The following is a 12,657-nucleotide window of genomic DNA, read 5'->3' on the forward strand; positions in this document are numbered from 1 at the left end:
GCTGGGGGCGTTTTTCTCGTCTTGCTCAGGAAATTAGATAAGGAGGAATTGTAGGTAAAGGGGAAATAATGGCTGCGAGCCAACTGAAAATCAGACCAAACAAAAAGGTGGGCAAGCTGCAAAGCTTGCCCACCTTTTTGTTATCGAACGCTTCTTACTTCAGGCGAACGAGCGTAGCGCCGTAGCCGAATTTTTCCTTGCGGGCATCCTCGAAAAACTTGATGTCGCGGTTGCGGCTCAGCTGCTTGTGGATCTCTTTGCGCAGCGTGCCGTTGCCGGTACCGTGGATAAAGACGATCTCGTGCATGTTGGTGGCCAAGGCGCGGCTTAGCGCGTCCTCAAACGCATCGAGCTGGATTTTGAGCATGGCAGTATTGGTGAGTGCCGGCTCTTCGGAGGCCGCATCGGGGCGTAGGGCTTCGAGGTGCAGGTCTACTTCGTGAGGTGGCGCCGTAATGGCTTTGGCAGGCTCGGGAGCCGGCGCGATGGCGGCGGGCTTGGCGGGCGCATTGCCGCTGAGCTGCTGCTGAAGCTGCGAGGCCAAGGCCTCTGGCGCAATCGCTACGGGCGCAGCTGGTTTCTCATCGAGTTGAAACAAATACGCATCGCGCTTCAAAACGGGAGCTTCCTGCCGGCTTTTGTAAAAAGTAGCGGCCCGAAACTGCGTGCGCTTGGTGATCAGCTCGTAGGCGGTGTGGCCATTGACCTGGTGGGGAAGCAACTGCACAACCACCGTGGGCCAGTGGTCGAAATCTTTAAGGTGCAGGTGCGCGAGCGGGCGGCTCACGGCTTTCGGGCCGAGCTTATCGGAGGCCAAGCCGCGGTATTGTTCCTGCTGATCCTCGCCGTAAGTGAACAGCACATCCGACTCGGTGTTGTTAATCAGTTGCAACGCCAGCAGCTCTGGCGACTGGTGCACGAGCGCCAAGTACAAACCTTTGGCGGCCGCTACCGGCGCAGGCCGTGGGGGCTCGGGTGTGGCGTTAGCTTCTTGTTTTTTCTGCGGGGCGGGTGCCGTTTTGGGGGCGCCCGAAGCAGCGGCTTTCTTTTCGGCCGCTACGGCGCTGGCGCTTTGGCCGAAAGCTTTTTGCTCCTCGGCCGCTACCACAACCACTTCGCGGCGCATGACCGGAATGGTAAAATCATTATCGATGGCTACTTCTACCAGGTCGTTGTCGAGCAGGCGGGTGATGATGCCTTCCTCGCGGCCGGTGAGTAAGCGAACTCGGTCTCCTACGTTCATATAAATCGGGAAATTATGGGAGCTATGTTGGTAAAGGTAACGTCAACGGACTTGGAAACGTCGCAGGTGCATTTCTCCAGAAGGTCGGGGAGGCAGCAGGACCAGCGCCTCGGCACCCCGTCCCCAGAGTTCGTGACAGCCGCCGAATCAGTCGAAATCCGTGGCTCAGTTCAGTAATAAAGGCCACGCATGACGAAGCCACGGCGGGAATTGAACTCCAGAGCGGGAGCGGGCAGGTGGAAAATACTAGCTACGTAAAATACGCGCCGCAGGAGTTTGCTGCGGGTCGGGATGCGCATCAGATTGACGTCGAAAGTGAGGTAATACTGGCGGTAGGGGCGTAGGCCCAGCGCGGCGTTGGCGTCGCGGTCGTTGTATACCATTTGCTGTGCGCCGTAGCCCACAGCGGGCTGGAGCCACTTGGGCCAGCGGCTTTCCGGCGGGAGCCACGCCGCCAGATCGGCGCAGAGCCAGTAGGTCTGGCCGTTGTAGTCTTTGAGGTACTGCTCACCCAGGCTCCGCCCGAGCACGTTGGGGCGCAGCTTTGCATAGCGCGTGGTGTGAAACGAATACTTGGGCATCAGCCGGACTTCGTTCCAAGCCAGCTGCTGCCCGACCAAGGCCGCGGACCCTAAGAAATTGGCCGCCAAGTCGGTAGCCGATGCCCCGTATTGCGGGTCGCGGCCGTCGAGCAGCTCGATGGGGCTTTGCAGCAGAAACCCCACAAACCCACCGTACCACGTGGCTCGGCGGTCGGGGATGCCGGCCCAGCGCAGCATGTCCACCGCGCCCCGGCTTTCGTGGAAAGCTCCCCAGAAATGTCCCGCTTTATCGAGTTGTTTCCATTCTGGTAAATCATTGAACCAGTGGAACTTATCTTTTTCGCCCGTATACCAGCCTTGCCCGAGCAGGTATAAGGTGCTGGTGTAGCTTACCGCCAACCCAGCGGCCAGGACGGGCAAGCGCCGGTTGAGCAGGCGTAGCGTGTCGGCCGCTTGGGTTGGCCGGGGCCGCACAGCCGTGTCGGGCAGTGCAGCTGAGGCAGGCCCTGCCGCCCAATCGTGCGATGACGGTTGGGCCCAGCCGGTTATGGCCAGCAAAAAGGCAAGAAAAAAGGCTGCAAACCCACGCACTGATACAGATAGTCAAAAAGCCAAAAGTAACCTTGATCACCACCCAAAGAGGTGCCCCGGAAGGGCCGCAAAACTACAACAAAATGCACCCTTGCTTCGGGTAAGCTGAAGCTTACGGCGTATCTTTCGTACCTGGAAGGATGCAATTATTGTCGCATTCTGCCATTTGCTCGTTTCTACTTTTTCCCCACCACTTTTCCTTTTCTATGCAAACACTTCAACGCGCTTGGCGGCTGCTAGCCGTACTATTATTGATGGGTCCGGCTGCCTGGGCGCAAGTCGTTACTACTCAGCCGAGTCCGTTTCGGGATACCGACCAGGTGACGATTACTTTCGACGCCACCAAAGGCAACGCCGGACTGGCGGCCTATGCCGGCGACGTGTACATCTGGACGGGCGTGATCACCAACCTGAGCGCCAACAACTCCGATTGGAAGCACGTGAAAGGCACGAGCTTCGGGGCGCCCATTGCCGAGGAAAAAATGACTCCGCTGGGCAATCACAAGTACAGCATCACCTTTACCCCGCGCTCGTACTACCCTGGTCTAGCTTCCTCTACCGAGAAAGTGCTGAAGCTGGCCATGGTGTTTCGCGGCGCAGCGGGCACGCCCGAAGGCAAAGGCGACGGCAACAGCGATATTCTGGTAGATGTCGCTCAGGATCAGTTCAATCTGAGCTTCACGAGTCCGGCGGGTGCTGGGCCGTTCTACGTTACTCAGAACGCTTCGCTTACCGTAACCGGCACCGCTTCCACTGCTGCCGACCTAGCGCTGTTTCTGAACGGCACGCAGGTAGCGCAACAGGCTAATGCTACGTCCATTACTGCAAACGTTCCCATTGCGCAGGCTGGGGCCAACACGCTCCGCCTTACGGCTACTTCCGGCGCTACTACGGCTTCCACTGAGATTCAGGTGCTTACCCGGCCCACAGTGGTCGAAGCCCCGTTGCCAGCGGGTGCCAAGAAAGACGGCATCACGTATCTGGCCGGCGGTACGTCGGCCATTCTGAGTTTGTCGGCGCCGAATAAGCAGTTTGTGTACGCCATCGGCGAATTCAACAATTGGCAGCAGTCGGATGCTTATTTCATGAAGCATACCGCCGAGCGCACGCCCGAAGGCGACCGCTGGTGGATACAGCTTGATAATCTCACGCCCGGTCAGGAATATGCTTACCAGTATCTGGTTGATGGTCAGCTGCGTATCGCTGATCCGTACACCGAGAAGATCCTGAGCCCAACCGACGATCAGTACATCAATACGGCTACGTACACCGTCTATCCCAACCTGAAGGCGTACCCCACGGGTAAAACCACCGGCAACGTGTCGGTGCTGCAAACCAACCAGGCGGCCTACCAGTGGCAAGTGACGAACTTTCAGCGCCCAACGCGTAAAGACTTGGTTATCTATGAGTTGCTGATTCGGGATTTTGTAGCCCGTCACGATTACAAAACCCTGACCGACACGCTCAACTACATTCAGCGCCTGGGCATCAACGCCATCGAGCTGATGCCGATCAACGAGTTTGAAGGCAACGAAAGCTGGGGGTATAACCCGTCGTTCTTCTTTGCGCCCGACAAATACTACGGCACCAAAAACGACTTGAAACACTTCATCGACGAGTGTCACCGCCGCGGCATTGCCGTGATCCTGGATATGGTGCTGAATCACTCGTTTGGCCAGTCGCCGATGGTACAGCTGTATTTCGATGGCAGCAAGCCCACAGCCGCCAGTCCGTGGTTCAATGTCGATGCCAAGCACCCGTATAACGTGGGCTACGACTTCAATCACGAAAGTGCTTATACTAAGTACTTTACGAAACAAGTAATGTCGTTTTGGCTGCAGGAATACAAGATCGACGGCTATCGCTTCGACTTGGCCGGCGGCTTCTCGCAGCGGCAAACTACCGAGGCTACTTACGGCACTTACGACCAGTCGCGCATCGATATCTGGAAGGATTATTACCAGCATTTGATGAGCGTGGATGCCAAATCCTACCCGATTCTGGAGCATTTTCCGGAGAACAGCGAGGGCAAAGTACTGGCTGATTACGGCTTTATGCTGTGGGGCAACCTGAACTACAACTACAACGAAGCCACCATGGGTTACGTGAGTACCTCCGATTTGAGCAGCGGCTATTATGGCCAACGCGGCTGGGCCCAGCCCAACCTGATTACCTACATGGAGAGCCACGACGAAGAGCGCCTGACCTTCAAAAACATCACTTACGGCAACGCTACGGCGCCGCCTTACAACGTGAAAGACCCCAAAACTTCGCTGACCCGCGACGCGATGGCAGCGGCGTTCTTCTTCACGGTGCCCGGCCCAAAACTGGTGTGGCAGTTTGGCGAACTAGGCTATGATTTCACCATAAATCGCTGCACCGATGGCACGGTAAACAACGATTGCCGCTTGTCGAACAAACCCATCCGTTGGGACTATCAGCAGGACGCGAATCGCAAATACCTCTTCAACGTGTACCGCAGCCTGATTGAGCTGAAAAAAATGCAGCCCGTTTTTGAAAATCCCGTGACGTATACCCAGCAGCTGACCGGTGCCGCGAAGTCGATTCACCTGAGCGATGCCGATTTGAGCGTAACCATCATTGGCAACTTTGATGTGACGGCCACGGCCATCAATCCGGCTTTCCAGAGCACGGGTACGTGGTACGATTACCTCACCGATGGCACGCTCAACGTGACGGATGCCACGGCTCAGATCACGTTGCAACCGGGTGAGTTTCGGGTACTGACGTCCAAGAAAATCAACCGGGCGGCGGGCGTAACGCTGCCCAACAAGCGCAGCGCTGACGCCGCCTCCCTGCAACTGCTAGCTGTGCCAAACCCAGCGGGCCACTCCGCAACGCTGCACTACGAGCTGACTGCTGCCTCGCCGGTGACAGTAGCCGTGCAAAACCTGTTGGGCGCCACGGTGCGCACCGTGCCTGCTGCCCGGCAAGGTGCTGGCCAGCATGATCTGACGCTGCCCGTAGGTGATTTGAGCAACGGTATCTACCTGATCCGCTTGAGCGCTGGCAACCGCCAGCAAACGACGCGTTTGGTCGTGCAGCACTAAGCCGCACTACTTTTACGGCCACAAAAAAGGCGACTCACGAAAGTGAGTCGCCTTTTTTGTAAGCGCTTATTAGTTAGATGTTTATACTCCGCCTGCCGTTTCGTGGTAGGCTACTAAGTCGTCGATGGGGGAGCGGATGATCTTACCGACTTCCATGCCGTGGTTGTGGGCGACCTGCGCCAACGCATCGCGGAAGTTGTAGCCGACCGAGCCGATGCAGTTGAAGGTATAAGTCTGGTAGTTAGGGTAATGCGCCACGATGTTCTGGAAGAAAGTCTCGAAGCCTTCGAGCACGATCTGGCGGCAGTAGCTGATGTTGTTGTTGTCGTAGGCAAACTTGGCGAAGCTGGCCAGAAAGCGGTTGGGCAGCGGCTGGTTGTACAGCTTATCCAAGATTTCCTCGCGGTTGAGCTTGTAGGTTTCTTTGAAAATATCCTGCAAGCCATCGGGGAGAAGGTTGCGCAAATAATCGCGCAGCAGGCGTTTGCCAATAAACGAGCCACTGCCTTCGTCACCCAGGAAATAGCCCAGCGAATCCACGTTCATGGTCACCTTTTTGCCATCGTAGAGGCAGGAGTTAGTGCCTGTGCCCAAAATGGCAGCAAAGCCCGGCTGCGTGCCCAGCAGGGCATGCGCGGCGGCCAGCAAGTCGTGGTCGACATGGACTTCGGCCTGCGGAAAAATCTGGCGCATGGCCTTCGCAACTTCCTCCGCTTTAGCCGCCGACGAAACGCCAGCGCCGTAGTAAAACACTTCCTTTACCTGCTCACGCGGCAGCGTATCAGGGAGGTTTTTGTCCAGTGAAGCCGCAATGCCTTCCGTTGAGATGAAGTCTGGATTGTAGCCTTCGGTATTGAAGTAAACGCGGTTTCCAGCATCATCCAACTGACACCAGTTGCTCTTGGTTGAGCCGCCATCGGCAATAAGAATCATATTTGATCGGAAAGGTATGAGAGATGGGATTTGAGGCAGGCGAGTTTCCCGGCGGGCCGGAAGAGGCAGTAAAGTTCGCAGTTAACCGTAACGAAACACGGAAAAGATTTTGTTACAAAAAAATGCCCTTTCGTTTGTCTGTGCTCACGCAAGAATGTACTAGCGTTTCCTACGTAGCCCCAGTGCCACCGGCTGAATGTAGCGTATTTCTCCTACGAAAGCAGTATTGATAGAATACCTACATAAGTATTTGATAATCAACTAATTATGCAGGTGGCATGCGATTTTAAGAAGCTGGCTACTTTTTAAGTAAAGCGATAAAAAAAGGCTGCCATATGGCAGCCTTTTCTGTGACAGAAAATAAGCGAAAACGAGGCTTATTTTTCGATAGAGTAGCTGTAGTTACCAGCGCCTTTGCTCAGATCCAGCGTAACGGTGTACGTGCCAGCAACGGCTACTTTGATGTTTTTGCCGCCGTTATCGGGCTGGCCATCAGGTTCGTTGTCGCCGAGGTTGATGTCCCAGGCGTTGTTGGCGCGGAACTTCAGTTCGTCGGCCTTCAGCGCCAGCGTTACTTTCCAAACCTGTTTGGTAGCGTCAAATGTCATGGGCGTCTCGTTGTCCCAGCCGCCTGGCGTTGCGGCGCCAATGACCGCCCACGTCGTTTTGGTGAACGTGTACTTCAGGGCGTTCAAATCGACATTCAGGCGATAATAGCCAGCCGCTGGCAATTTAAAGTTATCGCCTTTGGCTTTCAGGGTGCCAGTTTGGGTACCTGGCGTAGTAGCAGGGTCTACAACGGCCGCGCCAAAGTCGTTATCCCAGTTAGGAGCAGGCGTAATTTTGAACTCCGGGCTTGGGTCACTGAAATTGACGAAGCCTTCGTAGGTCTTGTCGTTGGCTACCGAAGCCAAGAAAGGAGCCTTGTCAGGAGCCCAGCCTTGGTAGTTGCCCGGTACGTACACAGAAGGGTACTGGATGAATACCAGATACGGTGTGCCCGTAAAGGTTGTAACAGGAGAGATCATGGGGGCCACTGCGGCACCCACGCTGGCTGCTACCCGCACATCGGCGCTGCCGGTAGCCCCGGGCGATACTTTCAGGCGTAGCAGGATGCTGTTCAGCTCGGCTACGGTCAGGGAAACCGAAGTGGCGCTACCGGCATCTACTTCGATTGGCGAGGCGAATGTGCCGCCCTTCTTATCAAATTGCAGCGTGTACTTCACGGCTGCCTGGTAGCCGAAGGAAGCTGGGCTCCACGAATACGTAACGGCTTTGGTAGAAGCACTGGTTTGTACCAAAGGAGCCGTAGCGGCAGATGCCGTAAGCGACAGGTTGCCATCGGGCTTCAATACGGCCCGGTCTTCGTCCTTATCGCAGGAGGCTAAGAATAACGTGGCAACAAGGCCAAGCCCCGCCAGTTTAGTAAAATTTTTCATGGTCTGCTGATGTGAGTGGGGGTGAGAATGGATTGCTCTGGGCAAACCGGGAACCAGCCGTAACTGGTTCCCGGCTACAGGTCAAGAGTGCTTAGTACCCAGGGTTTTGCACCAGATTCGAATTCACGCTCAAATCAGCTGCGGGAATCGGAAATAGGTTGCGGGTGTCCGGAACGGCTACACCGGCTGCTACTCCACCTTTCCACGGCCAGAGGTAGGCTGCAGTGGTAAAGCGACCGTAGCGGATAAGGTCGGTGCGGCGGGTAGCTTCCCAGAACATCTCGCGTGAGCGCTCGTTCAGCAAGAAATCCAGCGTGAGATCGGAAGCCGTGATGTTGCCAGCAGCGGTGTTTTTGAAGGCACGCGTCCGGACGAGGTTTACGTAGTTCAGGGCCAACGTACGGTCGCCGCTGCCGCGCAAGGCTGCTTCGGCGTACATCAGGTACACGTCAGCCAAGCGGAAGATGGGGAAGTCCGTGTCTACAAACGTAGGGTCGGTGCCAGCGACGCCGGTCGAGCTCACGTTTTTGAATTTCACCGGCACGTAGCCGTATTTGAAATCCGTCTGCGAAACGATATCGCGGCTCTGGCCGCCAGTTACAAACTTGCCGCGGGTATCCGCTGCCGTATCTGCAAACTGCTCGTAGAGCTTGGTAGTGGTGCGAATACCGCCCCAGCCACCACCGATGCCGTAGCGAGCCGGGTTCCAGTTGGCATCAGCTGTGCCCGACACCGCTGCGTGCGTCAGGAAGGTGGTGCCACCGTACGTCTGGGTGCGCTTGCCGTCGTAGGCGATTGCGAAGATGATTTCCTTATTCGTGTAGTTGTCGGTCCGGAACAGGTTGCCATACTTCGGCGACAGCGAGTAAGCGCCACTGTCAATTACCTTCTTGGCGTACGTGGAGCAGTCGGCATAGCGAGCTGTGCCGGTGTAAACTTCAGCGTTCAGGTACAGGCGAGCGAGCAAGGCCCAGGCAGCGGCTTTGTCGGCGCGGCCATAGAGGTTTTGGCCAGGTGCTACCAAGTCGGCGTCAATAGCCTTCAGCTCCGATTCGATGTAGGCGAAAAGATCGGCACGCTTGATTTGCTTCGGAGGCGTAATGCCACCAATCTGGTCAGTTTCCGTGGAGAAAGGCACGTTGCCGTACAAATCCAACGCGTGGTAGTAAGCCAGCGCGCGCAGGAAGCGTACCTCAGCCCGGAAGGCCTTCACAGTAGCTGCGTCGGCACCCGAGATGCCGCGGTCGCTCAGTTTAGAGTCGGTAGCTTCGGCCAGGAAGCCGTTGCACAAGGTTACTTCGTACAAAATGCGGCTGTAGAGGCCCCGAACCAATACGCCGCTCGACGTCCAGTTCATGTTGTGCCAATCCTGAACGCCGGGGTCACCCCAAGCAATTACGGCTTCGTCGGTAGTCAATTCCTGAGCGCTCCAAAGCTGACGGATATAATCCGAGGTGCCTTGGTCAATGCCCTGAATATCACCTGTAGTAGCATCAGGTCCTTGGCCGCCGGTAATTGCAAAGCCGCTGTACACCTTAGCTGCAACTGCCTGATAACCAGCCAGATCCTTGTAGATAGTGGCGGTGCTCAGATCGTAGGTAGGAGTACGATCCAAGTCTTTGGTGCACGAGGGCGCTACGACCAGCGCCGAAGAGGCGAGGGCCAGCACCGAAACGTGACGGAGAAGTATCTTGTTCATATAGATAGTGATGCTAGAGGCTCAGATTCAAGCCGAAAGTGAAGGTGCGCGGCCGTGGATAGATGTTGTTGTCGATCCCGTTGAAGATCTCCGGATCCAAGCCAGTGTATTTCGTGATCAGAAATGCGTTCTGAACGGCAGCAGTCAAGCGCAGGGTGCCTTTGTCGTTAAAGACCTTGCCCACATTGTATCCCAGCGTTACGTTTTCCATACGCAGGAAAGAACCGTTCTGGATGTAGTAGTCAGAAGAGTAACGCGCCTGGGTTGTGTTGGTAAACTGAGTGTGATTGGCGTCACGCGTCACGTTGGACAGGAAGTTGCTGGAACCCAGAATGCCCTGATAATTACCGTTTTGCGAGTTTACGTTGTTGTAAACGTAGTTGTCGAGGTTGCTGCGCAGCGTGAAAGCGAGGCTCAAGCGGTCGTAGCTGGCGTTGGAGCTGAAGCCCAGGATCACCTTCGGAGCAGACTGCTTGTAGAGGTAGCGGTCGTTGGTGTTGATTACGCCGTCGCCATTCAGGTCAGCATACACATCCTGCAAAGGCTTGCCGTTGGTGTCGTACACTTGCTTGTAGACATAGAAAGACGACGAAGGAGCGCCTACGCTGTAAATGCCAATGGTCGTGCCGGTACCACCCGATACCGAGCCGCCGCTGTTGGTTTCGATGCCTTTGAAGCCGGGTACCTGCGGTCCGAGCGAAAGGATCTTGTTCACGTTGTACGTGGCGTTGGCGTTGATGCTCCAGTTCCAATGCTCGCCCTGAACCGGGATAGCGTTGAGGTTAAACTCGACACCTTTGTTTTCGAGCGAGCCCACGTTAGAAACCAGCTGGTTGGTGAAGTTGGTTTCCAACGGAATTGGAATAACTGCCAACAGGTCTTTGGTCTTGCGATAGTACACGTCAACCGAGCCATTCAAGCGACCGTCCAAGAAGCCATAATCCAGGCCGGCGTTGTAAGTAGTCGTTTGCTCCCACTTCAGGTTGCTGTTGAAGCCCTGGGGCGAGTAAGGAGTGTAATAGGTGAACGTACCGGTTTTGGGGTCGTAGAAACCGTACTGCGAAACCGGCGTGTTCAGCGTGTAGCGCTGGATGTAGGGGTAATCGCTGCCGGCAGCGGCCACTACGTCTTGCTGGCCCGTGATGCCGTAGCCTACGCGCAGCTTCAGGTCAGAGAAAGTAGTATTGTCTTTCAGGAAAGACTCTTCTTTGATGCGCCAGGCAAGCGAAGCAGCTGGGAATAGCGCATTGCGGTTGCTGGAAGGGAAGCGCGAAGAAGCGTCGTTACGCAACGTGCCCGTGAATACGTAGCGGTCGTTGATTGTTACGTTGGCCCGGCCGTAGAACGACAGGATCGTGTACTGCGTGCGGAAAGGGTTGGTCGCTGCGGCCTTAAATACTGCTCCATCGGCTAAGTAAGTGGCATAAGCAGGGGCTTTGGTAACGAAGTCCTGATACGAATAACCAGCCAACAGTTCCACGCGGTTGTTGCCGCCGAACTGCTTGGTGTAGTTCAGGTAAGTTTCCAGCAATTTGTTGTTGCGGTCCTGCGAATACTGGTTGAACGAGCCACCACGCGAGGTAGTGTTTTTGGGGTCAAGCGGTACGTTGAAATACGTGCTGGCTGCATTGGGATCGACAAACTTGCTGCCGTTGCCGCGGGTAATGTCATAACCCAAGTTGAGGTTGGCGTGCAAATCAGGCAGGAAGTGCAGGCTGTAATCCAACTGGATGTTGCCGATGCTGCGCTTTACCGAGCTGCGGTCGCGGGTCAGGTTGAGCTGCGCTAGCGGGTTGCGGGGTACGTTTTGTTGGGGCGCGCCACCAGCGTTCTGCAGATACTCAAAGTAGCCACCCAAACCTTCGTTGCCGCTACGCACGGGCTGCGTTGGGTCGAAAGCGATAGCTGAGCCAACAGCTCCGTTATCAGCAAAGTTGTTGTCGATCCACGAGCCTTTCACGTTCATGTTCACGCGCAAGTGGTTGTCGAGCAACACCGGGTTCAGGCTCAGCGAACCTGTGTTACGAATGAGGCGGTTGGTGATCAGGATGCCTTGCTGCTCCAAGTTGCCATACGAAGCGCGGAAGGGCAGTTTGCCAACCGCGCCAGTCAGGCTGATGGTGTTGTCGTAGGTCATGGCCGAACGGAAAATTTCGTCCTGCCAGTTGGTTTTGCTAGAACCTAGCAGTTTCACTTGGTTAGGTGCTACCTGCTCTACCGTCGAGCGGAACTGGTCGGCCGATAGTACCGGCACCGAGTTGTAACGACGTGATAGCGAGGTTTGTGAGTTTACGTTAACCGTCAGCTTTTCGCCCGAGACACCTTTCTTGGTGGTGATCAGAATAACGCCGTTCGAAGCGCGCGAACCATAGATAGCCGTGGCCGAAGCGTCTTTCAACACCGTGTAAGTGTCGATGTCGTTGGGGTTGATAAGGCTCAGCGCGTTGGCAGCACCTGACACGCTGGTGTTATCAACTGGCACACCGTCGATTACGATGAGCGGGTCGTTGCTGGCGTTCAGCGAAGAGCCACCCCGGATACGGATGGTAGAAGCTGCGCCTGGGGCACCGCCGCCGGTCGTAATCTGCACGCCCGCCGCTTTGCCCTGAATCAACTGCTCGGGGTTGGTTACCTGGCCCTGTACAAAGTCCTTGGAGGAAACTGTTGTAAGCGAGCCAGTTACGTCCTGGCGCCGCTGCGTGCCGTAGCCTACTACTACTGCTTCATTCAGCAGAGTCGTGTTTTCGGCCAACGCGATGGCAACAGTGGCATTTTGACCGGCTACTACCGTTACCGGCTGGCGTTTGGTAGTGTAACCCACAAACGATACCGCTAACGTTTGCGGTCCGGCCGGAACATTTTGGATTGAGAAGGTGCCATCAGAATTTGTGGAGTTGCCGATGGTCGTGCCTTCAACTAGCACAGTTACGCCGGGCAAACCCTGGTTCTTCTCGTCCACGACCCGGCCACTGACCGTGCCGGTTTGGGCGAAAGCACTAGCGACGCCAGTGCATAGGAACAGTAGCAGAAACAATAGTTTCGCTAAGTAGGGGTGTTTCATTGAAAAAAAATTTGGTGGGGGTTAGGGGATGAACCGGCTAGGCCGGGCAAAAAGTGAAAAAAAGCTAAAGCAGCAGGC

General features: G+C 55.8%; 7 protein-coding genes. 1 reads left to right on the forward strand and 6 read right to left on the reverse strand.

Annotated elements, in window-relative coordinates; all coding sequences use genetic code 11:
• Window positions 1–154: 154 nt before the first annotated feature.
• Together H9I52_RS05335 and H9I52_RS05340 are read right to left on the reverse strand one after the other, a co-directional pair.
• Entirely contained in the window at window positions 155–1,243 is a 1,089-nt protein-coding gene (locus tag H9I52_RS05335; protein WP_139513595.1) for a Smr/MutS family protein, read from the reverse strand.
• A gap of 170 nt (window positions 1,244–1,413) precedes the next feature.
• Window positions 1,414–2,343 carry a DUF2279 domain-containing protein gene (locus H9I52_RS05340; protein WP_187452982.1) on the reverse strand — a complete coding sequence of 310 codons (930 nt, stop codon included), beginning with the start codon at window positions 2,341–2,343 and terminating at the stop codon, window positions 1,414–1,416.
• A 239-nt stretch (window positions 2,344–2,582) separates the two neighbouring features.
• Here H9I52_RS05340 and H9I52_RS05345 point away from each other — a divergent pair, with 239 nt between their 5' ends.
• Entirely contained in the window at window positions 2,583–5,447 is a 2,865-nt protein-coding gene (locus H9I52_RS05345; protein ID WP_262385944.1) for an alpha-amylase family glycosyl hydrolase, read from the forward strand.
• Window positions 5,448–5,528: 81 nt separating this feature from the next.
• On the opposite strand, the gene H9I52_RS05350 is transcribed toward H9I52_RS05345, so the two are convergent.
• The 4 genes from H9I52_RS05350 to H9I52_RS05365 form a co-directional block, all read right to left on the reverse strand.
• Window positions 5,529–6,380, reverse strand: a complete 852-nt coding sequence (locus H9I52_RS05350; RefSeq protein ID WP_139513593.1) for an N-acetylglucosamine kinase — start codon at window positions 6,378–6,380, stop codon at window positions 5,529–5,531.
• Between the two features lie 377 nt (window positions 6,381–6,757).
• Window positions 6,758–7,819 (reverse strand): SusE domain-containing protein, encoded by a 1,062-nt coding sequence (locus H9I52_RS05355; RefSeq protein ID WP_187452983.1) that lies wholly within the window; start codon window positions 7,817–7,819, stop codon window positions 6,758–6,760.
• Between the two features lie 91 nt (window positions 7,820–7,910).
• Window positions 7,911–9,518: a RagB/SusD family nutrient uptake outer membrane protein gene (locus tag H9I52_RS05360; protein WP_139513589.1), complete on the reverse strand. Its 1,608-nt coding sequence runs from the start codon at window positions 9,516–9,518 to the stop codon at window positions 7,911–7,913.
• Window positions 9,519–9,531: 13 nt separating this feature from the next.
• On the reverse strand, window positions 9,532–12,579 hold the full coding sequence (locus H9I52_RS05365; protein ID WP_139513587.1) for a SusC/RagA family TonB-linked outer membrane protein: 3,048 nt from the start codon (window positions 12,577–12,579) through the stop codon (window positions 9,532–9,534).
• Between the last annotated feature and the right edge of the window lie 78 nt (window positions 12,580–12,657).

This window comes from Hymenobacter sp. BT491, from assembly GCF_014349165.1.
Classification (GTDB): Bacteria; Bacteroidota; Bacteroidia; order Cytophagales; family Hymenobacteraceae; genus Hymenobacter; species Hymenobacter jejuensis.

What these genes read in the sequence shown, in the direction of transcription:
- H9I52_RS05335 (WP_139513595.1), bottom strand. Translation starts at nt 1,243, where the DNA reads ATGAACGTAGGAGACCGAGTTCGCTTACTCACCGGCCGCGAGGAAGGC.
- H9I52_RS05345 (WP_262385944.1), top strand. Translation starts at nt 2,583, where the DNA reads ATGCAAACACTTCAACGCGCTTGGCGGCTGCTAGCCGTACTATTATTG.
- H9I52_RS05350 (WP_139513593.1), bottom strand. Translation starts at nt 6,380, where the DNA reads ATGATTCTTATTGCCGATGGCGGCTCAACCAAGAGCAACTGGTGTCAG.
- H9I52_RS05355 (WP_187452983.1), bottom strand. Translation starts at nt 7,819, where the DNA reads ATGAAAAATTTTACTAAACTGGCGGGGCTTGGCCTTGTTGCCACGTTA.
- H9I52_RS05360 (WP_139513589.1), bottom strand. Translation starts at nt 9,518, where the DNA reads ATGAACAAGATACTTCTCCGTCACGTTTCGGTGCTGGCCCTCGCCTCT.
- H9I52_RS05365 (WP_139513587.1), bottom strand. Translation starts at nt 12,579, where the DNA reads ATGAAACACCCCTACTTAGCGAAACTATTGTTTCTGCTACTGTTCCTA.